This is a genomic window from Streptomyces sp. NPDC014801, from assembly GCF_043082085.1.
Classification (GTDB): domain Bacteria; phylum Actinomycetota; class Actinomycetes; order Streptomycetales; family Streptomycetaceae; genus Streptomyces.
In genome coordinates, this window is record NZ_JBIBXG010000002.1 from 639121 (window position 1) to 665175 (window position 26055).

23 protein-coding genes, 1 rRNA gene and 1 riboswitch are annotated in these 26055 nt (G+C 71.1%); of the genes, 8 read left to right on the top strand and 16 right to left on the bottom strand.

Annotated features, from left to right (window positions below; translation table 11 throughout):
• Nucleotides 1-3: 3 nt before the first annotated feature.
• The 4 genes from kdpB to ACF1AL_RS06660 are packed head-to-tail and all read right to left on the bottom strand — an operon-like array spanning nucleotide 4 to nucleotide 4071.
• Nucleotides 4-2127 (bottom strand): potassium-transporting ATPase subunit KdpB, encoded by a 2124-nt coding sequence (gene kdpB, locus ACF1AL_RS06645; RefSeq protein WP_391779171.1) that lies wholly within the window; start codon nucleotides 2125-2127, stop codon nucleotides 4-6.
• Nucleotides 2127-3788 (bottom strand): potassium-transporting ATPase subunit KdpA, encoded by a 1662-nt coding sequence (gene kdpA, locus ACF1AL_RS06650; RefSeq protein ID WP_391779187.1) that lies wholly within the window; start codon nucleotides 3786-3788, stop codon nucleotides 2127-2129. The genes kdpB and kdpA overlap by 1 nt, the downstream gene beginning before the upstream one ends.
• Nucleotides 3789-3820: 32 nt before the next feature.
• A complete protein-coding gene (gene kdpF / locus ACF1AL_RS06655; protein WP_009326374.1) occupies nucleotides 3821-3910 on the bottom strand; it encodes a K(+)-transporting ATPase subunit F in 90 nt (29 codons plus the stop codon).
• Nucleotides 3907-4071: a hypothetical protein gene (locus ACF1AL_RS06660; RefSeq protein WP_386583803.1), complete on the bottom strand. Its 165-nt coding sequence runs from the start codon at nucleotides 4069-4071 to the stop codon at nucleotides 3907-3909. The genes kdpF and ACF1AL_RS06660 overlap by 4 nt, the downstream gene beginning before the upstream one ends.
• Before the next feature lie 256 nt (nucleotides 4072-4327).
• Here ACF1AL_RS06660 and ACF1AL_RS06665 point away from each other — a divergent pair, with 256 nt between their 5' ends.
• The 7 genes from ACF1AL_RS06665 (at nucleotide 4328) to ACF1AL_RS06695 (ending at nucleotide 11315) form a co-directional block, all read left to right on the top strand.
• The gene (locus tag ACF1AL_RS06665; protein ID WP_386419912.1) at nucleotides 4328-4891 is read left to right on the top strand and encodes a hypothetical protein; all 564 of its coding nucleotides are present in this window, start codon (nucleotides 4328-4330) and stop codon (nucleotides 4889-4891) included.
• A gap of 585 nt (nucleotides 4892-5476) precedes the next feature.
• Complete coding sequence (locus ACF1AL_RS06670; protein WP_391696323.1) at nucleotides 5477-7432, top strand: amino acid transporter; 1956 nt, start codon at nucleotides 5477-5479, stop codon at nucleotides 7430-7432.
• A 53-nt stretch (nucleotides 7433-7485) separates the two neighbouring features.
• Nucleotides 7486-7881 carry a helix-turn-helix transcriptional regulator gene (locus tag ACF1AL_RS06675; RefSeq protein WP_366839095.1) on the top strand — a complete coding sequence of 132 codons (396 nt, stop codon included), beginning with the start codon at nucleotides 7486-7488 and terminating at the stop codon, nucleotides 7879-7881.
• A 225-nt stretch (nucleotides 7882-8106) separates the two neighbouring features.
• A complete protein-coding gene (gene modA, locus ACF1AL_RS06680) occupies nucleotides 8107-8943 on the top strand; it encodes a molybdate ABC transporter substrate-binding protein (RefSeq protein ID WP_391779188.1) in 837 nt (278 codons plus the stop codon).
• On the top strand, nucleotides 8940-9785 hold the full coding sequence (gene modB, locus ACF1AL_RS06685) for a molybdate ABC transporter permease subunit (RefSeq protein ID WP_366839096.1): 846 nt from the start codon (nucleotides 8940-8942) through the stop codon (nucleotides 9783-9785). The genes modA and modB overlap by 4 nt, the downstream gene beginning before the upstream one ends.
• Nucleotides 9782-10867, top strand: coding sequence for an ABC transporter ATP-binding protein (locus tag ACF1AL_RS06690; RefSeq protein ID WP_391779172.1), 1086 nt, complete (start codon nucleotides 9782-9784; stop codon nucleotides 10865-10867). Before modB ends, ACF1AL_RS06690 begins: the two co-directional genes overlap by 4 nt.
• A 28-nt stretch (nucleotides 10868-10895) precedes the next feature.
• Complete coding sequence (locus ACF1AL_RS06695) at nucleotides 10896-11315, top strand: molybdopterin-binding protein (RefSeq protein ID WP_391779173.1); 420 nt, start codon at nucleotides 10896-10898, stop codon at nucleotides 11313-11315.
• Between the two features lie 102 nt (nucleotides 11316-11417).
• Here the strand turns inward: ACF1AL_RS06695 and gcvP are convergent, their stop codons facing one another.
• Nucleotides 11418-14303 (bottom strand): aminomethyl-transferring glycine dehydrogenase, encoded by a 2886-nt coding sequence (gene gcvP, locus ACF1AL_RS06700; RefSeq protein WP_391696314.1) that lies wholly within the window; start codon nucleotides 14301-14303, stop codon nucleotides 11418-11420.
• Nucleotides 14304-14478: 175 nt separating this feature from the next.
• Nucleotides 14479-14574, bottom strand: a riboswitch (glycine riboswitch).
• Nucleotides 14575-14686: 112 nt separating this feature from the next.
• On the opposite strand from gcvP, the gene ACF1AL_RS06705 reads away from it, so the two are divergent.
• Nucleotides 14687-15058: a PRC-barrel domain-containing protein gene (locus ACF1AL_RS06705; RefSeq protein ID WP_366839100.1), complete on the top strand. Its 372-nt coding sequence runs from the start codon at nucleotides 14687-14689 to the stop codon at nucleotides 15056-15058.
• 271 nt (nucleotides 15059-15329) lie between these two features.
• On the opposite strand, the gene ACF1AL_RS06710 is transcribed toward ACF1AL_RS06705, so the two are convergent.
• From ACF1AL_RS06710 to rrf, 11 genes are all read right to left on the bottom strand, one after another.
• Entirely contained in the window at nucleotides 15330-16958 is a 1629-nt protein-coding gene (locus tag ACF1AL_RS06710; RefSeq protein ID WP_391779174.1) for a DNA polymerase IV, read from the bottom strand.
• An 81-nt stretch (nucleotides 16959-17039) separates the two neighbouring features.
• Nucleotides 17040-17684 (bottom strand): MerR family transcriptional regulator, encoded by a 645-nt coding sequence (locus ACF1AL_RS06715; protein ID WP_366839102.1) that lies wholly within the window; start codon nucleotides 17682-17684, stop codon nucleotides 17040-17042.
• Between the two features lie 274 nt (nucleotides 17685-17958).
• Nucleotides 17959-18432, bottom strand: coding sequence for a bifunctional nuclease family protein (locus tag ACF1AL_RS06720; protein WP_190897230.1), 474 nt, complete (start codon nucleotides 18430-18432; stop codon nucleotides 17959-17961).
• A gap of 179 nt (nucleotides 18433-18611) precedes the next feature.
• Nucleotides 18612-19349 (bottom strand): MerR family transcriptional regulator, encoded by a 738-nt coding sequence (locus ACF1AL_RS06725; protein WP_391696311.1) that lies wholly within the window; start codon nucleotides 19347-19349, stop codon nucleotides 18612-18614.
• Between the two features lie 46 nt (nucleotides 19350-19395).
• On the bottom strand, nucleotides 19396-20229 hold the full coding sequence (locus ACF1AL_RS06730; protein ID WP_366839104.1) for an FHA domain-containing protein: 834 nt from the start codon (nucleotides 20227-20229) through the stop codon (nucleotides 19396-19398).
• 190 nt (nucleotides 20230-20419) lie between these two features.
• Nucleotides 20420-21280, bottom strand: a complete 861-nt coding sequence (locus ACF1AL_RS06735; RefSeq protein WP_391779175.1) for a DUF881 domain-containing protein — start codon at nucleotides 21278-21280, stop codon at nucleotides 20420-20422.
• A gap of 5 nt (nucleotides 21281-21285) precedes the next feature.
• On the bottom strand, nucleotides 21286-21618 hold the full coding sequence (locus ACF1AL_RS06740) for a small basic family protein (protein WP_003988855.1): 333 nt from the start codon (nucleotides 21616-21618) through the stop codon (nucleotides 21286-21288).
• Nucleotides 21615-22529 (bottom strand): DUF881 domain-containing protein, encoded by a 915-nt coding sequence (locus tag ACF1AL_RS06745; protein ID WP_386419916.1) that lies wholly within the window; start codon nucleotides 22527-22529, stop codon nucleotides 21615-21617. Before ACF1AL_RS06745 ends, ACF1AL_RS06740 begins: the two co-directional genes overlap by 4 nt.
• A 99-nt stretch (nucleotides 22530-22628) precedes the next feature.
• Entirely contained in the window at nucleotides 22629-25124 is a 2496-nt protein-coding gene (locus ACF1AL_RS06750) for a mannose-1-phosphate guanyltransferase (RefSeq protein ID WP_366839108.1), read from the bottom strand.
• A 117-nt stretch (nucleotides 25125-25241) separates the two neighbouring features.
• Nucleotides 25242-25850 carry a CDP-alcohol phosphatidyltransferase family protein gene (locus tag ACF1AL_RS06755; protein WP_366839109.1) on the bottom strand — a complete coding sequence of 203 codons (609 nt, stop codon included), beginning with the start codon at nucleotides 25848-25850 and terminating at the stop codon, nucleotides 25242-25244.
• 110 nt (nucleotides 25851-25960) lie between these two features.
• Nucleotides 25961-26055: ribosomal RNA gene (gene rrf, locus ACF1AL_RS06760) — 5S ribosomal RNA — on the bottom strand; the annotation flags it as partial.

Below are 26055 nucleotides of genomic sequence, written 5' to 3' on the forward strand. Positions count from 1 at the left end.
TGATCAGCCGATCCCGGGGAGCAGAGAGACGATCATGTCGATGAGCTTGATGCCGGCGAAGGGCGCGAGCAGGCCGCCGAGACCGTAGATCCCGAGGTTGCGCCGCAGCATCCGGTCCGCGCCCGTCGGCCGGTAGCGCACGCCCTTCAGCGCGAGCGGCACCAGCGCGACGATGATCAGCGCGTTGAAGACGACCGCCGAGAGGATCGCGGAGCTCGGCGAGGACAGGTGCATGATGTTCAGCTTGTCCAGACCCGGGTAGACGGCCGCGAACAGCGCCGGGATGATCGCGAAGTACTTGGCGACGTCGTTGGCGAGGGAGAACGTCGTCAACGCGCCCCGGGTGATGAGGAGTTGCTTGCCGATCTCGACGATCTCGATGAGCTTGGTCGGATCCGAGTCGAGGTCGACCATGTTGCCGGCCTCCTTGGCGGCCGACGTGCCGGTGTTCATGGCCACGCCGACGTCGGCCTGGGCGAGCGCGGGGGCGTCGTTGGTGCCGTCGCCGGTCATCGCCACGAGCTTGCCGCCGGCCTGCTCCCTCTTGATGAGGGCCATCTTGTCCTCGGGGGTGGCCTCGGCGAGGAAGTCGTCGACACCCGCCTCCTCGGCGATCGCCTTCGCGGTCAGCGGGTTGTCACCCGTGATCATGACGGTCCTGATGCCCATGCGGCGCAGCTCCTCGAACCGCTCCCGCATGCCGTGCTTGACGACGTCCTTGAGATGGATGACGCCCAGCACCCGTGCCCCGTCGGCGTCTTCGACCGCGACGAGCAGCGGGGTGCCGCCTTCCTCGGCTATCCGGTCGGTCAACGCCTGCGCGTCCGCGGCGACTTCGCCGCCCCGCTGCCTCACCCAGGCGAGGACGGAGGCCGTGGCGCCCTTGCGGACCCTGCGGCCGTCGACGTCGACGCCCGACATACGGGTCTGGGCGGTGAAGGGGATCCACTCGGCGTGCGCCAACTCGCCCTGCCGGCGCTCGCGCAGCCCGTACCTCTCCTTCGCCAGGACGACGACGGAGCGGCCCTCGGGCGTCTCGTCGGCGAGCGAGGACAGCTGGGCGGCGTCGGCGACCTCCGCCTCCGTCGTCCCGTTCACCGGCACGAACGCGGCGGCCTGCCGGTTGCCCAGCGTGATGGTGCCGGTCTTGTCGAGCAGCAGCGTGGAGACGTCCCCGGCGGCCTCCACCGCCCGGCCCGACAGTGCCAGGACGTTGCGCTGCACCAGCCGGTCCATGCCGGCGATGCCGATCGCGGAGAGCAGCGCGCCGATGGTCGTGGGGATCAGGCAGACCAGCAGGGCGACCAGCACCACCATGGTCAGACGGGTGCCGGCGTAGTGCGCGAACGGGGGCAGCGTGGCGCACGCCAGCAGGAAGACGATCGTCAGCGAGGCCAGCAGGATGTTCAGGGCGATCTCGTTGGGCGTCTTCTGCCGGGCCGCGCCCTCGACGAGGCCGATCATCCGGTCGATGAAGGTCTCGCCGGGCTTCGTCGTGATCTTCACGACGATGCGGTCGGAGAGCACCTTCGTGCCACCGGTGACGGCCGACCGGTCGCCGCCGGACTCGCGGATCACCGGTGCGGACTCCCCGGTGATCGCCGATTCGTCGACGCTGGCCACGCCCTCGACGACGTCGCCGTCGCCCGGGATGACGTCCCCGGCCTCGCAGACCACCAGGTCGCCGACCCGCAACTGCGTCCCCGGGACCACCGATCCGTCGGCCCTGCGGGCCACCGTGTCGGTCCTCGCCCTGCGCAGGGTGTCGGCCTGGGCCTTGCCGCGGCCCTCGGCGACCGCCTCCGCCAGATTGGCGAAGACGACGGTCAGCCACAGCCAGGCGCTGATGGTCCAGCCGAACCAGTCGGCCGGGTCGGTGAAGGAGAAGGCCGTGGTCAGCACCGAGCCGATCCACACCACGAACATCACGGGGGACTTCACCATCACCCGCGGGTCGAGCTTGCGGAAGGCGACCGGCAGGGAGGCGACCAGTTGCCGGGGGTCGAACAGGCCCGCGCCGACACGGCCCCCGGCGCGCTGGTGTCCCTGCGGGGCGTCGTCGTGCGGCGCCCGGGTGGGAGTGACGGTGGGCATCGAGTCCTCTGAGGTGTGCGTACGGGTGGTCATCACGCCAGCCCCTCGGCGAGCGGGCCCAGCGCGAGCGCCGGGAAGTACGTGAGACCGGTGACGATCAGGACGGCCCCCACCAGGAGGCCCGCGAAGAGCGGTTTCTCGGTGCGCAGGGTGCCGGCCGTGACGGGGACCGGCTGCTGCGCGCCGAGCGAACCGGCCAGGGCCAGCACGGACACCATCGGCAGGAAGCGGCCGAAGAGCATCGCGAGACCGATCGTGGTGTTGAACCACTGCGTGTCGGCGCTCAGCCCGGCGAAGGCGGAGCCGTTGTTGTTGGCACCGGAGGTGTAGGCGTACAGGATCTCGGAGAAGCCGTGCGCTCCCCCGTTGGCCATCGAGTGCGGCGGCGTCGGCAGGGCCAGCGCGAACGCCGTGAAGACGAGCACGAGCGCCGGTGTGACCAGGAGGTAGCAGGCCGCCAGCTTGATCTCCCGGGGGCCGATCTTCTTGCCCAGGTACTCGGGCGTACGGCCCACCATCAGCCCGGCGAGGAAGACGGCGATGACCGCCATGATCAGCATGCCGTAGAGGCCGGAGCCGACACCGCCGGGCGCGATCTCGCCGAGCATCATGCCGAGCAGGGTGATGCCGCCGCCCAGGCCGGTGAAGGAGGAGTGGAAGGAGTCCACCGCGCCCGTCGAGGTGAGCGTGGTCGAGACCGCGAAGAGCGACGAGCCGCCGACGCCGAAGCGGACCTCCTTGCCCTCCATCGCCGCGCCCGCCGCCTGGAGGGCCGGGCCGTGGTGGGCGAACTCGGTCCACATCATCAGGGCGACGAAGCCCAGCCAGATGGTGACCATGGTGGCGAGCAGCGCGTAGCCCTGCCGCACGTTGCCGACCATCAGGCCGAAGGCGCGGGTGAGCGCGAACGGGACGACCAGGATCAGGAAGATCTCGAAGAGGTTCGTGAACGGGGTGGGATTCTCGAACGGGTGGGCGGAGTTGGCGTTGAAGTAGCCGCCGCCGTTGGTGCCGAGCTCCTTGATGGCCTCCTGGGAGGCGACCGCGCCGCCGTTGAACTGCTGTGAGCCGCCCATGAACTGACCGACCGCGTGGATCCCGGAGAAGTTCTGGATCGCGCCGCAGGCGACGAGCACGACCGCGGCGACGGCGGCCAGCGGCACCAGCACGCGGACGACGCCCCGCACCAGATCGGCCCAGAAGTTGCCCAGTTCGCCGTCGCCCGACCGGGAGAATCCGCGCACCAGGGCGACGGCGACGGCCATGCCGACGGCGGCGGAGACGAAGTTCTGCACGGTGAGGCCCGCGGTCTGCACCACGTGCCCCATGGCCTGTTCACCGGCGTACGACTGCCAGTTGGTGTTGGTCACGAAGGACACCGCGGTGTTGAACGCCTGGTCCGGGTCGATCGAGCGGAAGCCGAGCGAGAGGGGCAGCACCCCCTGCAACCGCTGCAGCAGGTACAGCAGGAGCACCCCGGCCGCCGAGAAGGCGAGCACCGCGCGCAGGTACGCGGGCCAGCGCATCCGGGCGTCCGGGTCGGCGCCCACGGCCCGGTAGATCCACCGCTCGACCCGCAGATGCCGGGTGGAGGAGTAGACCCGGGCGAGGTAGCCGCCGAGCGGGATGTAGGCGAGCGCCAGGGCGCCGAGGAGGGCGAGCGACTGGAGCACGCCCGCGAGCACCGGACCCATGGTGCCCGCCGCGAACGCAGCTGAGGGCACCGTCAGAACCTCTCCGGGAAGATCAGGGCGAGCACGAGATAGCCCAGCAGGGCGACGGCCACGACCAGGCCGACGACGTTCTCGGCGGTCACAGCTTCGTCACCCCCTTGGCGACGAGGGCCACCAGCGCGAAGGCCGCGAGCGTGGCGAGGACGAAGGCCAGGTCGGCCATCGTGGACTCCAGGTGAGGTGGGGCGGACAGGAACGGTTCGAGAAAAGCCCCTCCCCGACCGCTTCCGACCTGCGTTGACATCTCCCTGACGCGGCCCGGCTCGCCGTTGACGGCTCTCTTACGGCCCGAGCGGCCGGAATGCTGCGCCGACGGCCCGGCGAATGCGGAACGCTGCCCCGACGGCCCGGCAGTGCGCAAAGCTGCTGCGACGCTCCCGCGGTGCCCGGGGCGCAGTCACCGGCCCGTGCGCAGTCACCGCGTCAAAACGGCGGTCCCTGCCGTCAGCGTCCTGTCAAGGCGGGATGCACCGGGCCCGGGAGCGCTTACCGTCGGCCTTATGGGACCTCGTGACGACACCGGGAACACCCGGGACCGGGCCCGGGAACCGGACCGCGGGCACGGTGGCCCGGTGTGCGACCGCAGCTGGCGGGCCGACGCGCGCAGGGCCGTCCGCTGCGCCACCGCCCTGCTGGCCCTGCTGCTCCTCGTCGACGGGGCGGCCGGCACGCTCACCCCGTGGCGGGGGGTCTTCTGGCTCGCGCTGGCCGTGCTGCTGTTCGTCGTGCTGTACCCGGTCCGCGTCACGGCCGGCGAAGGCTGGCTCACCACCCGCCGGCTGCTCGGCACCCGCAGCGTGCGCACCGACCTGCTGGTGTCCGTGCGGTGGCACGACGGCGTCTCCCACCGGCTGATCCTGAACGACGCGCTGGGCGGCCGCGTCGAACTCGACCCCGCTGTCTTCGTGGACAACCCCGACCTCTGGTACCGCGTCGAGCAGGACGCCCTCGGGGCGCGGGCCGGCGGCTTCCTGCGGTGCGGGGGCGAGGCCCTGCGCCGGCTCACCGAGCGCGTCGACGGCGAGAACGCCCGCACCGTCTTCCACCTCTCCGGCCTCGACTGACCGGCCTGGCGCAGACGCCAGAGGCGTGGCCCAGGGGCGTGCCGTACGGCAGCGACGCGGCCCCGTCCGCGTCAGAAGGCCGTAAGAGAAGGCGCCGCGGGACTTGTCCCCGCCCCCACCGGCGGCTTGCATGAGCGGCGGGCACAGCGCCCGGCACCCCGACCGACCGGCGTCGCGGGCAGGCTCGGCCGCGGCGCTCCCGGACACGCCGGCCTCCCCGTCGACGCGCGTTCCGGGCCCGAGGGGCGCCGCGAGCCCATCCCGGCGTCCCTCGCCCAAGCCCCCGCCCTGCCGGCAGGCGCGGGCGCGCCGCCACCGTCGTTCCGCCGCGGCCTGCCGAGCCCAGGACCTCGGACGCCCTCCGCCGAAGGGCTGCCGTCCCGGCCCGCTCCACGGGCGCCTCCCCCGTCCGGCCCAATGTGTGACCGGCGGCACATCCCCCGCCGACGCGGCCAGTCTTAACGCAAGATTGACGCTCCCCGGCCCCTGATCCGAGGGCCCGCACCTCACGCTGTGCATACGCTGGTGCCGCTGACCGCGTGATGGCCGAACCTCACGCTGAGCCGCACCTCAGGAGCAACCCCGATGGCCACCACCGAGCACCCTCCTCCCAGCCGCCTGCGGGCGTGGATGCTGGAGGGCCTCTCCGACATGGGCAAGGGCGGCAGCCATACCGGCCCGCACGCCACGCCGGAGCCCCCGCACAAGGGGCAGCGCTGGTACCGGGTGATGTGCCTGACCGGTGTCGACTACTTCTCCACCCTCGGCTACCAGCCCGGCATCGCCGCGCTGGCGGCCGGCCTGCTCTCCCCCATCGCGACCATCGTGCTGGTGATCGTCACCCTCGCGGGCGCACTGCCCGTCTACCGCCGGGTGGCGAAGGAGAGCCCGCACGGCGAGGGCTCGATCGCGATGCTGGAGCGGCTGCTGTCGTTCTGGCAGGGCAAACTCTTCGTGCTCACCCTGCTCGGCTTCGCCGCCACCGACTTCTTGATCACGATCACCCTGTCGGCGGCCGACGCCTCCACCCACCTGGTGGAGAACCCGCACCTGACCAGCGCGCTGCACGACAAGCAGATGCTGATCACGCTGCTGCTGGTGGCCCTGCTCGGCGCGGTCTTCCTCAAGGGCTTCCTGGAGGCGATCGGCGTCGCGGTGGCACTGGTCGGCACCTATCTGCTGCTCAACGTGGTCGTCGTCATCGTCGGCTTCTGGCACGTCCTCACCGCCGAACATGTCGTCACCGACTGGGCCCACGCCCTGACCGCCGAGCACGGAAACGTTTTTGCGATGGTCGGCGTGGCCCTGGTCGTCTTCCCCAAGCTGGCCCTCGGCCTGTCCGGCTTCGAGACCGGCGTCGCGGTCATGCCGCACGTCAAGGGCGACGCCGGCGACACCGAGGCCCACCCGGCCGGCCGGATCCGGGACACCAGGAAGCTGCTGACCACGGCCGCCGTGATCATGAGCTGCTTCCTGATCGCGACCAGCTTCATCACGACCCTGCTCATCCCGAAGAACGAGTTCGAACCCGGCGGCCAGGCCAACGGCCGCGCGCTCGCCTACCTCGCGCACGAGTACCTGGGCGGCGCCTTCGGCACGGTCTACGACATCTCGACCATCGCCATCCTGTGGTTCGCCGGCGCCTCCGCGATGGCCGGCCTGCTCAACCTGATGCCGCGCTACCTGCCGCGCTACGGCATGGCCCCGCACTGGGCCCGGGCCGTCCGCCCGATGGTCCTCGTCTTCACGCTGGTCGCCTTCCTGGTCACCTGGATCTTCGACGCCAACGTGGACAAGCAGGGCGGCGCCTACGCGACCGGTGTGCTGGTGCTGATCAGCTCGGCCGCGATCGCAGTGACCATCGCCGCGCGCAAGGCCGGCCAGCACGGCTGGACGATCGCCTTCGGGGTGATCTCCGCGGTGTTCCTCTACACCACCGTCGTCAACGTCATCGAGCGCCCGGACGGCGTGAAGATCGGTGCCTGCTTCATCGCCGGCATCATCCTGATCTCCCTGCTGTCGCGCCTGCTGCGCGCCTTCGAGCTGCGCGTGACCAGCGTGACGCTCGACCCGATGGCCGAGCGGTTCATACGGGACATGGCCAGCCGGAAGATGCGCTTCATCGCCAACGAACCCGACCGGCGCGACAAGGCCGAGTACCGCGACAAGATCGAGCAGATCCGCGCCGACAACGACATGCCGGAGCAGGACGACTTCGTCTTCGCCGAGGTCACGGTCACCGACCCCTCCGAGTTCGAGGGCGGCCTCACCGTGCGCGGCGAGGTTCTGCACGGCCGCTACCGCGTCCTCACCTTGGAGTCGCCCTCCGTGCCCAACGCCCTGGCGGCGCTGCTGCTGCACGTCCGGGACGCCACCGGCTGCACCCCGCACATCTACTTCGAGTGGACCGAGGGCAATCCGTTCCGCAACTTCCTGCGGTTCTTCCTCTTCGGGCAGGGCGAGGTCGCACCGGTCACCCGCGAGGTGCTGCGCGAGGCGGAGCCGAACCGTGTGCGACGTCCCCGCGTCCACACGGGCTGACACCGGCCGCCCCGCGCGGGGTGCGCCCCGCCGGCGCCCTTATCGTGACCGGCATGCAGTCCTACACCATCGGCCAGGCAGCCCGGCTCCTCGGCGTGAGCCCCGACACCGCACGCCGCTGGGCGGACGCCGGGCGCGTGACGACCCACCGCGACGAGAGCGGACGGCGGCTGATCGACGGACGGGACCTCGCGGCGTTCTCCGTGGAGCTCGCCAAGGCGGGCACCGGCGAGGAGGAGACGCCGTACACCTCCGCGCGCAACGCCTTCCCCGGCATCGTCACGGCCATCAAGCTCGGTGACGTCGCCGCGCAGGTGGAGATCCAGGCGGGCCCCCACCGGCTGGTCTCCCTGCTCACCCGCGAGGCCGTCGAGGAGCTGGGCCTGGAGGTCGGCATGGAGGCCACGGCCCGCGTGAAGTCGACAAACGTACACATCGACAGAACCTGACGCCGACGCCGCCCGCCGGGGGCGCCGACGCCGTACGGACGGGGCGCTCGCAGCAGACACGGGAGCCGGGCACCGTACGAACGCACATGCCACCCGCACGGCGACGGGCCTTGGCTCATGCGATGAGACAGCAGACTTCCCCCTGGCAGATGCGTCAGTATGATCGGCGCATGGGAGGGGCCTGCGGGCTGCCTCCCCCCTGAGCACCGAGGGAGTCAACTCGTGATCACCCGTCCCGCCCGCCGGAGCCTGTCGATCGTCGGCGCGTCGGCCGCCGCCCTGCTGGCCCTGAGCGCCTGCTCCTCGTCCTCCGGCACCTCCGACGCCTCGGGCTCCACGGGCTCCGGCGCGACGGCCACGTCCGGCGCCTCGTCCGCGCCGAAGGTGGACGGCACGGTCACCGTCTTCGCGGCCGCCTCCCTCAAGGAGAGCTTCACGGCCCTCGGCCAGGAGTTCGAGAAGGCCCACCCGGGCGCCAAGGTCAGCTTCAACTTCGGCGGCAGCGACTCCCTCGCCGCCAGCATCACCGGCGGCGCCCCCGCCGACGTGTTCGCCGCCGCCAGCCCGAAGACGATGAAGATCGTCTCGGACGCCGGGGACACGGCCGCCGCGCCGGTCACCTTCGTGCGCAACCAGCTGGAGATCGCCACCCTGCCGGGCAACCCCGACAAGATCGCCTCCCTGAAGGACCTCACCCAGTCCGGCCTCAAGGTCGTGCTGTGCGACAAGACGGTGCCGTGCGGCGCCGCCGCGCAGAAGGCCCTGAAGGCGAGCGGTCTCGCCCTCACCCCGGTCTCCTACGAGCAGGACGTCAAGAGCGCCCTGACGAAGGTCGAGCTGAAGGAGGCCGACGCCGCCGTCGTGTACCGGACGGACGTGAAGGCCGCGGGTGAGAAGGTGCAGGGCGTGGAGTTCCCCGAGTCCGCCAAGGCCGTCAACGACTATCCGATCGCCCTGCTGAAGGACGCCCCCAACGCCGCCGCGGCCCAGGCCTTCATCGACCTGGTGAAGTCCCCCGAGGGGCAGAAGGTGCTGACCGGGGCCGGGTTCCTGAAGCCGTGACCTCCCTGGGCAAGACCGGCGCCGCGGACACCCTCGAGGGCGGTCCGCGGCGCCCCCGCGCCCGCACGGGCGTTCCGCTGCCGCTGCTGCTGCCCGCCCTGCTGGGGCTGGCGTTCCTGGTGCTGCCGCTGGTCGCGCTGCTGATCCGCGCCCCCTGGAGCACCCTGCCCGACCAGCTCACCAGCGCCCAGGTGTGGCAGGCGCTCCAGCTGTCCCTGATCTGCGCCACCGCGGCGACGGCGCTGAGTCTGCTCGTCGGCGTGCCCCTGGCCTGGCTGCTGGCCCGCACCGAGTTCCCCGGCCGCGGCCTGGTCCGTGCGCTGGTGACCCTGCCGCTGGTCCTGCCGCCGGTGGTCGGCGGTGTCGCGCTGCTGCTCGCCCTCGGGCGCAACGGCGTCATCGGGCAGTGGCTGGACTCCTGGTTCGGAGTGACGCTGCCGTTCACCACGACGGGCGTCGTCCTCGCGGAGACGTTCGTGGCGATGCCGTTCCTCGTCATCAGCGTCGAGGGCACCCTGCGGGCCGCCGACCGACGCTACGAGGAGGCCGCGCAGACCCTGGGCGCCTCGCGGTTCACCGCCTTCCGCCGGGTCACCCTGCCGATGATCGCGCCGGGCGTCGCGGCGGGCGCGGTGCTGGCCTGGGCGCGGGCGCTCGGCGAGTTCGGCGCCACGATCACCTTCGCCGGCAACTTCCCCGGCCGTACCCAGACCATGCCCCTCGCGGTCTACCTCGCGCTGCAGAACGACCCGGCGGCGGCCATCGCGCTCAGCCTGGTCCTGCTCGCGGTGTCCGTGGCCGTCCTGGCGGGGCTGCGCGACCGATGGATGACCGCCTCATGACCGACACCGCACAGCCGGCGACCGCCGCCGGCGCCCGCAGCACCGAGGGCCTGGACGCCCGTCTGGTCGTCGACCGCGGCTCCTTCCGCCTCGACGTGGCCCTGAGCGCGGCGCCCGGAGACGTCGTCGCCCTGCTCGGTCCCAACGGCGCCGGCAAGACCACCGCCCTGCGCGCCCTCGCCGGCCTCGTCCCGCTCACCGGGGGCCGCCTCCGGCTCGACGGCGCCGACCTGGATCGAACGCCGCCCGAGTCCCGGCCGGTCGGCGTCGTCTTCCAGGACTACCTGCTCTTCCCGCACCTGACGGCCCTGGACAACGTGGCGTTCGGGCCGCGCTGCCGGGGTGCGAGCAAGGCGCAGGCCCGCGCCGAGGCCGCCGTCTGGCTGGACCGGATGGGCCTGGTCGGCCACGCGGGCGCCAAGCCGCGCCGGCTGTCCGGGGGCCAGGCGCAGCGCGTCGCCCTCGCCCGCGCGCTCGCCACCCGTCCCCGGCTGCTCCTGCTGGACGAACCGCTGGCCGCGCTGGACGCCCGTACCCGGCTGGAGGTGCGCGCCCAGCTGCGCCGCCACCTCGCCGGGTTCGAGGCGGTGGCCGTCCTCGTCACGCACGACCCGCTGGACGCGATGGTGCTCGCCGACCGGCTGGTCGTCATCGAGCACGGCCGGGTGGTGCAGGAGGGCACGCCGGCCGACATCGCCCGTCATCCGCGCACCGACTACATCGCCCAGCTGGTCGGCCTGAACCTCTACCGCGGCCGGGCCGCGGGCCACACGGTCACGCTGGAGGCGGGCCCGCGGATCACCACCACCGAGGACCTCACCGGTGACGTCTTCGTCGCCTTCCCGCCCGGCGCGGTCACCCTGCACCGGGACCGCCCGACCGGTGCCAGCGCCCGCAACCTGTGGCGCTGCGAGGTGGCCGGTCTGGAGACGCACGGCGACCAGATCCGCGCCGACCTGGGCGGCGAGCTGGCGCTGGCCGCCGACCTCACCACGGTCGCGGCGGCCGAACTCGACTTGCATCCGGGTGCGCCGGTCTGGGCGACGGTCAAAGCGACGCAGACCCACGCATACCCGGCTTGAGCGGGCCGCGGCGCTACGGTGAGGCGCCATGACCCTGAGCATCCGCAACCAGCTCCCCGGCACCGTCACCGCCGTACACCCCGGCGAGGCCATGGCGATGGTCAAACTGCGCCTCGTCGGCGGGCAGGAACTCACCGCGGCCATCACCACGGAGGCCGCCGAGGACCTCGGTCTCGCCCCCGGTTCCGCGGTCCGCGCCCTGGTGAAGTCGACCGAGGTCTCCGTCGCCACCCACCGGGTGGAGGGCCTGTCGATCCGCAACCAGCTCCCCGGCGCGGTGATCGGCCTCACGACCGGCGCCGCCATGGCGTCGGTGAGGATCTCCGTCCCCGGAGGCGAACTGACGGCGGCGATCACCCGGGACGCGGCGAGGGACCTCGGCCTCTTCGTCGGCTCGGACGTGATCGCCCTGATCAAGGCGACGGAGGTGGCGCTGGCGACGGCGTAGCCCGGCGGGATCACTCGCGATCCCGGCGTGACAGGGGCGAGGGCCCCGCCCGGACAACCGGACGGGGCCCTCGGCCACGGCTCACACGGCCCTGCGGCGCGCTCAGTCCTCGTACGCGTCCAGCGGCGGGCAGGAGCAGACCAGGTTCCGGTCACCGAACGCCTGGTCGATACGGCGCACCGGCGGCCAGTACTTCTCCGCGGGCGAGACATCGCCCGGGAAGACGGCCTCCTCGCGGCTGTAGGCGTGCTTCCACTCACCGACGAGCGCGGCCGCGGTGTGCGGGGCGTTGCTCAGCGGGTTGTCCTCGGCGGGCCACTCGCCGGAGCCGACCTTCTCGATCTCCGCACGGATGGCGATCATCGCCTCGCAGAACCGGTCCAGCTCGGCCAGGTCCTCGGACTCGGTCGGCTCGATCATCAGCGTGCCGGCCACCGGGAAGGACATCGTCGGCGCGTGGAAGCCGTAGTCGATGAGGCGCTTGGCCACGTCGTCCACGCTCACGCCGGTCGCCTTGGTCAGCGGGCGCAGGTCGATGATGCACTCGTGCGCGACCAGGCCGCCGGGGCCGGTGTAGAGCACCGGGTAGTGCGGCTCGAGGCGCTTGGCGATGTAGTTCGCGGACAGCACGGCCACCTGGGTGGCGCGCTTGAGGCCCTCGCCGCCCATCAGGCGGACGTACGCCCACGAGATCGGCAGGATGCCCGCGCTGCCCCAGGGGGCCGCCGAGATCGGGCCGACACCCGTCTCCGGGCCGGCGGTGGGCTGCAGCGGGTGGTTCGGCAGATACGGCGCGAGGTGCTCGCGCACCGCGACCGGGCCGACGCCGGGGCCGCCGCCGCCGTGCGGGATGCAGAACGTCTTGTGCAGGTTCAGGTGGGAGACGTCGCCGCCGAAGTGGCCCGGCTTGGCGAGGCCGACGAGCGCGTTGAGGTTGGCGCCGTCGACGTAGACCTGGCCGCCCGCCTCGTGGACCTGGGCGCAGATGTCGGCGACGTGCTCCTCGAACACACCGTGCGTGGACGGGTAGGTGATCATCAGCACCGCGAGCTCGTCGCGGTACTGCTCGATCTTGGCCCGCAGGTCCTCGACGTCGATCTCGCCGTCCTCGGCGGTCTTGACGACGACGACCTTCATGCCGGCCATCACGGCGCTGGCGGCGTTGGTGCCGTGCGCCGAGGAGGGGATGAGGCAGACGGTGCGCTGGTCGTCGCCGTTGGCGCGGTGGTAGCCGCGCACGGCCAGCAGACCGGCGAGCTCGCCCTGCGAACCGGCGTTGGGCTGCAGGGAGACCTTGTCGTAGCCGGTGACCTCGGCGAGACGGTCCTCCAGCTCGTGGATGAGCGTGAGGTAGCCCTCGGCCTGCTCGGCGGGCGCGAAGGGGTGCAGCTGGCCGAACTCGGGCCAGGTGACCGGCTCCATCTCGGTGGTCGCGTTGAGCTTCATCGTGCAGGAGCCCAGCGGGATCATGCCGCGGTCGAGCGCGTAGTCACGGTCGGACAGCTTGCGCAGGTAGCGCAGCATCGCCGTCTCGGAGCGGTGCTGGTGGAAGACCGGGTGGGTCAGGTAGGCGTCGGTGCGCAGCAGGTCCTGCGGCAGCGCCTCACCGGCGACGGCGTGCAGGGCCTCGACGTCGCCCTCGACACCGAAGGCGTTCCACACGGCGGTGAGCTGTTCGCGGGTGGTGGTCTCGTCACAGGCGATCGAGACGTGGTCGGCGTCCGCGCGGTACAGGTTGACCCCGTTGTCCCGGGCGGCGGCCACGACCTCGTCGGCCCGGCCGGGCACGCGCACGGTCAGGGTGTCGAAGTAGGAGCCGTGCACCACCTCGGCGCCGCCGGCCTTCAGGCCCTCGGCCAGGATCGCGGCGTAGCGGTGCGTGCGCTGCGCGATCCCCTTGAGGCCGTCGGGACCGTGGTAGACGGCATACATGCCGGCCATCACCGCGAGCAGCACCTGGGCGGTGCAGATGTTGCTGGTGGCCTTCTCACGGCGGATGTGCTGCTCGCGCGTCTGCAGCGCCAGGCGGTAGGCCTTGTTGCCGTCCGCGTCCACGGACACGCCCACGAGCCGCCCGGGCAGGCTGCGCGCGAACTTCTCGTGGACGGCCATGTAGCCGGCGTGCGGGCCGCCGAAGCCCATCGGCACGCCGAACCGCTGGGTGGTGCCGACCGCGATGTCCGCGCCCAGTTCGCCCGGCGACTTCAGCAGGGTCAGCGCCAGCAGGTCGGCGGCGACCGTCACGAGCGCGCCGAGCTCGTGCGCCTGGTCGATGACCGGCTTGATGTCGCGTACGGCACCGGAGGCGCCCGGGTACTGGATCAGCACGCCGTTGATCTCACGGGCGGCGATGTCGGCCGGGATGCCCTCGCTCAGGTCGGCGACGACGACCTCGACACCGGTCGGCTCGGCGCGGGTCTCGATCACGGCGATGGTCTGCGGCAGCGCGTCCGCGTCGACCAGGAACAGGCCCTTCTTGTTCTTGCCCATGCGCCGGGACAGCGCCATCGCCTCGGCCGCGGCCGTGCCCTCGTCGAGCAGGGAGGCGCCGGAGGTGGGCAGACCGGTCAGGTCGGCGACCATGGTCTGGAAGTTCAGCAGCGCCTCGAGGCGGCCCTGGGAGATCTCCGGCTGGTAGGGCGTGTACGCCGTGTACCAGGCCGGGTTCTCCATGACGTTGCGCAGGATGACCGGCGGGGTGAACGTGCCGTAGTAGCCGAGGCCGATCATCGACCCGAGGACCTGGTTGCGGTCGGCCAGCGAACGCAGCTCGGCGAGCACCTCGGCCTCGCTGCGGGCGCCCGGCAGGTCCAGGGCGTCGGCGTTCTTGATCACATCCGGCACCGCGGCGGCGGTGAGCTCGTCCAGCGAGCCGTACCCGACCTGGGCGAGCATCTTGGCCCGCGCCTCGTGGTCGGGGCCGATGTGACGCTGCTCGAAGGGGATCCCCTGCTCGAGCTCGGCGAGCGGAATGCGGTGGGCGGTCATTGCGGAGGCCTCCTGGTCTGACGCGACCTTCGTGGGGCACCACGGCGCGGGTACCCGGACGGCCTCCCCCTCTGTCATCTCGACCTGAGAGCTTCACCGGAGCGCCCGAGGGCACCCGGCTTTCACCGTCGGTGAGAGCGGGAGCCGTGACGCCCGCCCTGCTTTCCAGAGTGACCTCGTCCGTGCGGTACGTGGGCCTGAGAGATTCCGGGGAGGATTTGCTCCTTCGGCGCCTCCGATGGTGTCTGGAGGACTCTCCCGCACGGGGTCAGCAGCCGTTGTCAGCCTACCAGCGAGGTCAACGCCGGGCCTTCGAGTGGCCGCCGTCTCGATTGTGCTCTTTTGTAGTGCTTACGGATGTGTTGCGACCAAGTGGAGGGCCCGTGCAGACCGAGATCGATCCGCGCAACCTGATCGGCCGCAAGGCGTTCGACCGCAACGGCGTCAAGATCGGTACCGTCGACGAGGTCTACCTCGACGACGCCACGGGCGTACCGGAATGGGCCGCCATACGAACGGGCCTGTTCAGCAGGGACGCGTTCGTCCCGCTGGAGCCGAGCGAGCTGGTCGAGGGCGCGCTGCACGTCCCCTTCGACCGGGCCCTGATCAAGGACGCCCCGGACTTCGGGGTGGGCCGCCATCTCTCCCCCGAGCAGGAGCTCCAGCTCTACCACCACTACGGTCTCGACATCGCCGCACCGCCCCCGCTCCAGGACCGCGACTTCGGCAAGGTGGCCGGCACGGACGAGCCCTGACCCCACCGGAACCCGACCGTCACCCCCACCGGAACCCAAGCTTCCGCGGAACCCCGGCCTCCCCCTGCCGCGCCCCTGGCTCCGCTACGGCGACCACGCGAGCGCGGCAGCGTCCGGAACCCGAGCCTCCCTCCGCCGGGAAGGCCGGCTCGGGCCAGCGTTTCGGGCGGCGCGGACGGAGGCCGTGCGAAGGAGGACGCCGCCCGGAGGAGGACGCCGTCCGACACGGCCCGGCCGGCGCGCCCCAGTGCGTCGGCCCGGATGCCGTCCCTCACCACGGCGGCGCCCCGAGCACCGCGCCGTCGGCCTGGCCCGTCGGACCACCCGCCGGCGCAGGGGGACCATCGCCCGCCTGTTCCGCCCGTACCGGCGGGTCCAACCGCTCCGCGACTGTCCCCTCGTCCCGCACCAGGGAGTCCGGCCCCCCTGACGCCGCCGAGGCCGGTCCCCCCGACTCCGCCCCGGAAGCCACCCCCTCCGCTTCCCACGCGCCCTCGGCGCTCTGGGCGCTCTCCTCCCCCGGTCTTCGCCGCACCAGCGGCAACGGCTCCGCCGGCTCCAGATCCGGATCGTCCGTGCGGAACGTGCGCACCCGGCCGGGCGGTGAGTCCGGCGTCTCGAAGCGGACCGTGACCCGGCCGAGGCCGCTGCCCTGGACCCAGCCGTGTCCGTACCGCGCGTGCCGCACGTCGTGCCCCGGATACCAGCGCCGCTCGGCCGGCTCCGGCTCCTGAGGGACCGGCGCCGGTCGACCGCCGCCCAGGTGACCGCCGCCGTCCTCCTCCGGCCCCTCCGGCCGTTCCAAGGCCTCGGCCCGCGCCCGCTCCCCGGCCGCCTGTGCGAACAGGTCCTCCTGCGTGTAGTCGGCGAGTCCGCTGACGCCCACGCCGAGCAGCCGCACCCCGCCCGTGGTGTCCACCGCGTCCAGCAGCCGCAGCGCCGCCTCGCGGACCACCGCGGGGTCGTCCGTGGGCCCGCGCAGCGTCTCCGACCGGGTCAGCGTCGAGAAGTCGTAGCGCCGCACCTTCAGCACGATGGTCCGCCCGGACAGCCCGGCGCCGCGCAGCCGCCGCACGCACCGGTCGGCCAGCCGCTGCACCTCCAGGCCGATCCGCAGCCGGTCGTGGATGTCCACGTCGTAGGTGTCCTCGACGGAGACGGACTTGGCCTCCCGCTCGGCGACCACGGGCCGGTCGTCGTGTGCCAGTGCCATCGCGTACAGCCCGTGTCCATGGGCCTTGCCCAGCAGCCGCACCAGCTCGTCCTCACCGGCCTCCACGATCTCGTCGACCGTGGTGATGCCGGCCCGGCGCAGATGGTCACCGGTCGCCGGGCCGACGCCGGGCAGCGTCCGCACCGACATCGGTCCGAGCAGCGCCCGCTCGGTGCCCGGCTCGATCAGCACCAGGCCGTCCGGCTTGGCCTGCTCGGAGGCGATCTTGGCGAGCATCTTGGAGGCGGCGAGCCCCACCGACCCGGTCAGTCCGGTGACCTCCCGGATGTCCGCGCGCAGCTTCAGCCCCGCCCGCTGCGCGGAATCGCTGTCCCAGGCGACCCCACCGGCCTCCAGGTCCACGAACGCCTCGTCCAGGCTCAGCGGCTCCACCAGAGGGGACAGCGCCCGCAGCAGCGTCATCACCTGGTCGCTGATCGCCCGGTAGAAGCCGAAACGGGGGGTGAGGTACGCGGCGTTCGGCGCCAGCCGGCGCGCCTGAGCCGTGGGCATCGCGGAATGGACCCCGAAGACCCGCGCCTCGTAGGAGGCGGTGGCCACCACCCCGCGCGGCCCGAGCCCGCCCACGACGACGGCTTTTCCCCGCAGGCTGGGCTTGGACGCCTGCTCCGCCGACGCGAAGAAGGCATCCATGTCCAGATGCAGAATCGTGGGCGCGGTCCTCACACATCCGATCCTGCACCACACCACTGACAACGCCCCCCGGCGACCGGCCGACGCCGGTGCCCGTCGGGGGCGTGCCCCGGGCTAGACCGCCCGGTTGCGCCGGCGCGCCAGCTCGTCCCCGGGGTTGTGGCCGACGAGGGTCTCGCCGGTGTCCACTCGCTCCCCGTGCAGCTGGGAGAGCGCGTGCTCCACGTCCCGCCACACCACGCCGACGGCGATGCCGAAGATGCCCTGGCCGCCCTGCAGCAGGGCGTGCACCTCGTCCGGCGAGGTGCACTCGTACACGGTCGCGCCGTCGCTGAGCAGCGTCATGCGCTCCAGGTCGCGAAAGCCCCGCTCGCGCAGATGCTGGACGGCGGTGCGGATGTTCTGCAGCGACACCCCGGTGTCGAGGAACCGCTTGACGATCTTGAGGACGACGACGTCCCGGAAGCTGTACAGACGCTGCGTCCCCGACCCGTAGGCGGGCCGCACGCTCGGCTCGACGAGGCCGGTGCGGGCCCAGTAGTCGAGTTGCCGGTAGGTGATGCCGGCGGCCGCGCAGGCCGTCGGACCGCGGTAGCCGATCTGCTCGGACGCCATGGACGTCGCCTCTCCGCCGCTCGGCACGGCCGTCGGTCGCTGCGGAGCGTGATCGGCCGCGCTGCTGTGAAGCGGATACGGAGCGCTTCCCCCGAAACCGCGTCCGGGGGCGCCCCCAGCCCTACCGCCGCCGCTGCTTCCCACGCCGACCTCCGTCCTCGTCCTGCCTTCTCGAAGGTAGGCAGCCACCAGGGGTGCGTCAACGACCGCCACACTCGGCACGCCGAGTGATAATCACCCTAAGAGTGGTTTCCCGTACCCCACCGCGGGGAAAGGCTAGCCGAATGCGCTCGGCGCACAGCGTAGGACGCTCTCACGCGCCATCGGCACATGCCGCCGCAGTCGACCGCCGCACCACGCGGCGCGACCGGCGCGGACCGGTCTCGCCGGCCCCCGCTCGTCGCCCCGCCCGCTGCGGCTACTGGCTGCTGGTGCCGAAGTCCTCCGGCGAGATCTGGTCGAGGAACTCGCGGAACTTCTCCACCTCGTCCTCCTGCTCGTCCGGAATCGCGATGCCCGCGTCGTCCAGCACCGTGTCACTGCCGTAGATCGGCGTGCCGGTGCGCAGGGCCAGCGCTATGGCATCGGACGGGCGGGCGCTCACCTCGACGCCACTGGCGAAGACCAGCTCGGCGTAGAAGACGCCGTCACGCAGGTCCGTGATGCGCACTTCGGTGAGTTCCTGACCGACGGCCTCCAGCACGTCCTTGAACAGGTCGTGGGTCAGCGGCCGCGCGGGGGCCATGCCCTGCTGGGCGAAGGCGATCGCCGTCGCCTCCCCCGGCCCGATCCAGATGGGGAGGTAGCGGTCGCCTCCCACTTCGCGCAGGAGCACGATCGGTTGGTTGGAGGGCATTTCGACCCGGACACCTACGACATCGAGCTCGTTCACACAGCAACCCTAGGCCGTGCCCGCTACGTTTGGGTAGTCGAGCCCGGAACGCATGGATGATCATCACATTCACGGACCGCCCGGATGTCACCTCCGGCGCCCGTGCGGACACCGCATGTCGCGCGCCCGGCCACCTCACGAGCCGCCCGCTCGTACACCCCGCCCGGCATCCGGCCGGATCAGCGCAGCCGCACCCCGAGCGCGGTCTGCACCAGTGCGGCGTGCAGCTTGACGGTCAGGTCCGCGAGCTCCCTGGTGCGGTCCTCGGCATGCGCCCTGGTCTGCGGATTGCGGTGACGCCTGAGCGGGGCCACCACCTGCTCGACCAGCCCGGCCTCCCGCTCCGCGGCGGCCTTCATCACCCGCAGATGGCGCGGCTCGATCCCGAACCGGCCGAGCTGGGCGATCAGCGAGGCCACGGTGACCGCCTCCGCGTCGTACACGCCCTCCTCGATGGGCGCGATCAGGCCGTACGACTCCCACTCCTGAAGTTCCGGCTCGCCGATGCCGGCGGCGGAGAGCAGCTCGGAGCGGCCCACACGGGCGACCGTGGGTTCATCGGACAGCTCGGGCATCTGCTCGCCGTCCCGCTGCCGGCCCAGCGTCGGCACCCGCACCGGCTCGCCCCGCTCCATGGCGTCCAGATGCTCCCGGATCACCTTCAGCGGCAGATAGTGGTCCCGCTGCATCCGCAGCACCCGGGCGAGCCGCTCGACGTCCTGAGCACTGAACTTGCGATACCCCGAGGGGGTCCGCCGCGGCTCGATCAGCCCCTCCGACTCCAGGAAGCGGATCTTGGAGATCGTGACCTCGGGGAACTCCTCGCGCAGCACGTTCAGGACCGTGCCGATGCTCATCAGCCCACTGTCCGCCGCGGCGGTGCCGTGGCCGGCACCGCCGCCCGGTGTTCGAAGCATGGACCTTCCCTGGGGGTGTGTCCCCCGGACGCAGTCCGAGGGAGGGTCAGTAGCCCCGCTGGCTCGCGTAGAAGACCAGCCGGTACTTGCCGATCTGCACCTCGTCACCGTTGTGCAGGGCGACCTGGTCGATGCGCTCGCGGTTGACGTAGGTGCCGTTGAGGCTGCCCACGTCGGCGACCGTGAACGTGCCGTCCGGGCTGCGCCGGAACTCCACGTGGCGGCGCGAGACCGTGACGTCGTCCAGGAAGATGTCGCTCTGCGGGTGGCGGCCGGCCGTCGTCAGCTCACCGTCCAGCAGGAAGCGGCTGCCCTGGTTGGGGCCACGGCGCACGACCAGGAGCGCGGAGCCCAGCGGCAGCGCGTCCACGGCCGCCTGCGCCTCCGGGGAGAGCGCCGGAAGCTGCGTCTGACCGGTGACCTCGGCGTCGTAGGCCTCGATACCGGAGATGGAGATCGTGGACGTCGTCTCGGACGAGCGCTCCGGCACCGCCCCGGCGCGCAGCGGCGCACCGCAGTTGGAGCAGAAGCGGCTGTTCTCCGCGTTGCGGTGACCGCACCTCGTGCAGACCAGGGCCGACATGGACGGATCCTCCTGCCGCGGCTGCCCCGCCGGGGCATGGGACGCGTACGGGTCGGGCGTAAACCCTCCACCCGTACCTGAGGTTGACGGTTGTCCGAAACCTATGCCGCCGGCCTGGGCAGGGTCAACAGACGGCGCGCCCTGACCACCGGAAATGCCACCGCCCGGACCAGCCACCTGGTCCCGGAACAGCGGACGCTGCGCCTCTTCGTCGGGCTGGGCGCGATGGCGAGCGGTCGCGTTGCTGTCGCTGCCCTCTCGCGCGCTCTTGCCGAACAACCTCGCAAACAACTTCACGGGCGATTCCCCTTGACCGAAACAGACCCGCCCGTGGGGCAGGACGAACCCTGACTGAACACACCGGTCGACCCGGACACCTTCACAACGTCCGTATCCACCAGACAGTTTCCACCACGCACCACGCCTTCGGTGCGCCGACCCCCCGCAACCTCATGCCCTCGTCGGACGCCCCCCATGCACCCTCGGTTCACTGGGAGGACGACCGAGCGTAGTCAGGCTGCTTCGCCGGTCGCAAGGCGTCCACGACGATCTTGCTCGATCGCTCCACGGTCACGGTGGCCTGCTCCTTCTCCAGAGTCTGCACCACGCCTCCAGGGATGTTGAGCGCCGGTTCCAGGTCCTGCGGCTTGCCGATGACCTTGAAACGATACGGCGCGGTGATCTTGTTCCCGTCGACGCTCACCGACTTGCCGGAGTCCGTGAGATAGGTGCCGGCGACCACGCGCACATCGTTGACCTGGATCGCCTCCGCGCCCGCGGCGCGCAGCTCCTGGATCGCGTCGAGCAGCATGTCCGCCTCGACCGTCCCCTTCGTGTCGTCGATGGTCATGGTGATGCCGGGACCCTGCGCGGCCACCGTGCCCGCCAGAATGCCGAGTTGCCGTTCCTTCTCGACCGTCTGCTTGCGGGCCTCCTCGGCCTGGTCGGAGCTGTTCTCCAGCTCCTGCCGCTGCTTGTCGAGTCCCTGCTTCTCGTCCTCAAGACGCTGAGTGCGGTCGTCGAGTTCATCGAGGATGCGGACAAGATCTTCTTGGCGGGCACCGCGCAGCGCGCTGTCGCTGTCACTGTTGGACGCGACCTGCACGGCGAGGCCGAAGCCCAGGCCGAACAGCAGCACCGCCACGATGAGTTGGGCCCGGGTGATGCGCGGCGGCCACAGCCCCTTGACCAGCCGCTGCCGGCCGGTCAGCCCCGGCTCCGGCGCCCCGCCGGCACGCTCCTGGGCCTGCTCCTGCGCCTGCCCCTCCGAGGCCTGCGCCGGCACCTCCTCGGGCAGCTCCCGGCGCAGCGGCGTGTTCTCGGGCTTCTCGTCGTCCTTGTCGCTCATCGTCCTCACGCCCGGAACACATGCCGTCGGATCGCCGCGGCGTTGGAGAAGATCCGGATGCCGAGCACGACGACGACGCCGGTGGACAGCTGCGCGCCCACGCCCAGCTTGTCGCCGAGGAAGACGATCAGCGCGGCCACCACCACGTTCGACAGGAACGAGACCACGAAGACCTTGTCGTCGAAGATGCCGTCCAGCATGGCCCGCAGACCACCGAAGACGGCGTCCAGCGCCGCCACGACGGCGATCGGCAGATACGGCTCGACGACCGCCGGAACCTCCGGCCGGACCAACAGGCCGGCCACGACTCCCACGACGAGGCCCAGTACGGCGATCACGATGTGCCCTTCTCAGTCTTTCCCGCGCTCGGCTGTGCGGTACGTACGATCACACTCGGTGCGGCGGGCAGCCGGAGGTCGCTCTGCACGGAGATGCTGGTCCGGATGCCGTAGTTCTCCTGCAGGGCGTTCAGATACAGCCCGTCCGCGCTGTCCTGGAAGCGCGTGCTCAGCTGCTCGCCCTCCCCCACCGCCAGCACCGTGTACGGCGGCACCAGCGGCTTGTTGTCGACCAGTATCGCGTCCCCCGCGGCCCTGATCGCGGACAGTGCCGTCAGCCGCTGCCCGTTGATCGCGACGGCCTCGGCGCCGGACGCCCACAGGCCGTTGACCACCCGCTGCATGTCCCGGTCGCGGACACGGCCCGTGTCGGAGAACCCACTGGTCTCCCGCGGGTTGCCGGCCTGGCCGGAAGAGGCTTCCTGCGCGTCGTCGACGACCAGTTTGACCCCCGGCCCGTGCACCGCGGTCGCCCCCGACAGGATGCCGACCAACTCGGCCTGGCTACCGCCGCCGGTGGACTTCAGCGCCTCGCGCTGCCGCGCGCCCACGTCCGCGCGCAGCTTGTCGACGGTGCCCTCGAGGCCGTCGGCCGTCTCGGTCTCCCGGTCGATCCGGTCGATCAGCTCCTGGCGCTCCTTGGCGACGACCGGTGCCGCCACCCGCGCCTGGGCCGCTCCGACGGTGACCACGAGCGCCGCGAGCACGAGCCCGGCGGCGAGCCCCAGCTTCGCTCTGAGCGTCTTGGGCAGGCCCTGCGCACCGGTCGCCTGCTTGCGTGCGGCGGCCTCCGCATAGCCGTCGTCGAGGCTGTGGTCCATGACGTTGGTGAGCAGCGACATGGACGCGTCCGGACGCGACGGTGGCGTACGTGTGCTCCGAACGGGGGGCTGCTGCGGCATGCCGCACATCGTCGCACGCCGCGACGGGTTCCTCCGAATGGCCCCACCGGCGTGCCGGACAGGCCCCCCTTGGGGACATCTGTCCGGCACGCACGTGTGCAGGGACGCTTACCGTCCGGCGCTGTCCACGACGGCCGACCACTCGTCCAGCAGGGCCTGCGCGGAGGCGTCGTCGGGCCCCTCCGCCCACAGGTGGGTGACGGCCTCCGCCGGGTCGGGCAGCACCATCACCCAGCGCCCGTCGCTCTCCACCACCCGCACGCCGTCGGTGGTGTCCACGTGGCGGTCTCCGGCCGCCTCGACGACCCGCCGCATCACCAGGCCCTTGACGGCCCACGGGGTCGCCAGATCCCGCTTGAGGACATGCGCCCGCGGAATGCGCGCGTCGATCTGGCTGAGCGTGAGCTGCGTACGCGCCACCAGACCGATCAGCCGCACGAACGCGGCCGTACCGTCGTAGACGCTGCTGAACTCGGGGACGATGAAGCCGCCCTTGCCGTCACCGCCGAAGATGGTGCCCTCCTCGCCGCCGACCCGCGTCAGGTCGTCCGGCGAGGTGGTCGTCCACTCCACCTGGGTGCCGTGGTACGCCGCCACCTGCTCGGCGATCCGCGTGGTGGTCACCGGAAGGGCCACCCGGCCGCTGCGCCGCTCCGCCGCGATCAGGTCGAGCATCACCAGCAGGGCCCGGTCGTCCTCGATGATCCGCCCCTTCTCGTCCACGAGCGACAGCCGCTCGCCGACCGGGTCGAAGCGCACACCGAACGCGGCACCCGAGGACGCCACGATCTCACCGAGCCGCACCAGCCCCGCCCGGCGCATCTCGGTGGTCTCCGTCGGCCGGGACTCGTCGAGGCCGGGGTTGATCGTCAGCGAGTCCACGCCGAGCTTGCCCAGCAGGCTGGGCAGGACCAGGCCGGCGCTGCCGTTGGAGGCGTCGACGACGACCTTGAGACCCGACTCGGCGATCCCGGTCGTGTCGACGTTCCGCAGCAGCGACCCGGTGTACGAGTCGAACACGCTGGCCGGGAAGTGCAAGTCACCGATCTCGCCGGGGAACGCACGCCGGTACTCCTGCCGCGCGAACACCCGGTCCAGCTTGCGCTGGCCGCCCTGCGACAAGTCGGCGCCGTTGCCGTCGAAGAACATGATGTCGACCGAGTCCGGCACCCCGGGCGTCGTCCGGATCATGATGCCGCCGGCGCTGCCCCGGGCGGTCTGCTGGCGCGCCACCGGCAGCGGCACGTTCTCCAGGTCGCGTACGTCGATGGCGCTGGCCTGCAGCGCGGAGATCACCGCCCGCTTCAGCGCCCGGGCACCACGGGAGTGGTCACGGGCGGTGGTGACGGTCGAGCCCTTCTTCAGGGTGGTGGCGTACGCGCCGGCCAGGCGCACGGCGAGCTCCGGCGTGATCTCGACGTTGAGGATGCCGGACACACCGCGGGCGCCGAACAGGTGAGCCTGTCCGCGGGACTCCCAGATGACCGACTGGTTGACGAAGGCGCCGGCCTCGATCGTCTTGAACGGGTAGACCCGCACATTGCCCTGCACGATCGACTCTTCGCCGATCAGGCACTCGTCGCCGATGACGGCGCCGTCCTCGATCCGCGCGGCCCGCATGATGTCGGTGTTCTTGCCGACGACGCATCCGCGCAGATTGCTGTGTTGCCCGACGTAGACGTTGTCGTGCACCACGGCCTTGTGCAGGAAGGCCCCGCTCTTGACGACGACGTTGGAGCCCACCACGGTGTGCTCCCGGATCTCGGCGCCGGCCTCGACCTTGGCGTAGTCACCGATGTACAGCGGCCCGCGCAGCACGGCGTCCGGATGCACTTCGGCACCCTCCGCCACCCATACGCCCGGCGAGATCTCGAAGCCGTCGATCTCGACGTCGACCTTGCCCTCCAGGACGTCGGCCTGGGCCTTCACATAGCTCTCGTGGGTGCCCACGTCCTCCCAGTAGCCCTCGGCGACATAGCCGTAGATCGGCTTGCCTTCCTTCATGAGCTGCGGGAACACATCGCCGGACCAGTCGACGGGCACGTCGGCCTCGACGTAGTTGAACACCTCGGGCTCCATGACATAGATGCCCGTGTTGACGGTGTCCGAGAAGACCTGGCCCCAGGTCGGCTTCTCCAGGAAGCGCTCGACCTTGCCTTCCTCGTCGACGATGGTGATGCCGAATTCCAGCGGGTTGGGCACGCGGGTCAGGCAGACCGTGACCAGAGCACCCTTTTCCTTGTGGAAATTGATCAGCTCGGTGAGGTCGAAGTCGGTCAGGGCGTCACCGGAGATGACGAGGAAGGCATCGTCCTTCAATGCTTCTTCGGCGTTCTTGACGCTTCCGGCGGTACCGAGGGGCTTCTCCTCGTTGGCATAGGTGAGCTCCATGCCGAGCTCTTCGCCGTCACCGAAGTAGTTCTTGACCAGTGACGCCAGGAACTGCACTGTGACGACGGTCTCATTGAGCCCATGCCTTTTGAGCAGCCGCAGCACGTGCTCCATGATCGGCCGGTTGGCGACCGGCAGGAGCGGCTTGGGCATGCTAGAGGTCATGGGCCGAAGGCGAGTGCCTTCGCCTCCGGCCATCACGACGGCCTTCATGTCGGAAGCGTCCTCCTCGAAGAGACGACGGTCTAGCCGACTACACCCGTCCAAATTCTCCCGTACTTTTCCCGGGCGGGCCATCGGACCGCGGTTAGCACCAACGGGCGGAGGGGGTCAGTCGGCCATGGCGTCCGCACGAACAAGGCGGCGGACTTGTACTACGTACAAGACTCCTGCCCACCAATAGAGGGTTGTACCCCATCCGGCGAACGCCCATCCGAAAATAGCAGCGAGTGACGAGATCCATCCCGTTCCGTCACTGAGCAGCAGGAGCGGGAAGGCATACATCAGGTTGAAGGTCGCGGCCTTGCCGAGGAAGTTGACCTGGGGCGGCGGATACCCGTGGCGGCGCAGGATGCCCACCATCACGAGCAGAACCAGCTCACGCGCAAGCAGTACAGCGGTCAACCACAGAGGCAGAATCTCGCGCCAGGTGAGGCCCACCAGAGTGGAGAGGATATAGAGCCGGTCGGCCGCCGGATCGAGGAGCCGGCCGAGGCTGCTGATCTGGTTCCAGCGCCGCGCGAGCTTCCCGTCCAGATAGTCACTGACACCGCTCAGGGCCAGCACGAGAAGTGCCCAGCCGTCGCTCTTCGGCCCACCGAACTCGGGCCGCAGGATGAGCCACAGGAACAGGGGCACGCCGACGAGCCGCGCCATGCTGAGGATGTTGGGGATGGTGAGGACCCGGTCTGTCTGGACGCGGGTCTCCTGGACCTCCACCCGGGGGCCTCCAGAGGGGAAAAGTACCGACGATGCCCCCTGACCTTACCTCAACGCAAAAAAGCTCCGGCTCTCGGGCTGTATGCCCAAGAGCCGGAGCTGTAAAAGGAGTTCGGCGGCGTCCTACTCTCCCACAGGGTCCCCCCTGCAGTACCATCGGCGCTGTAAGGCTTAGCTTCCGGGTTCGGAATGTAACCGGGCGTTT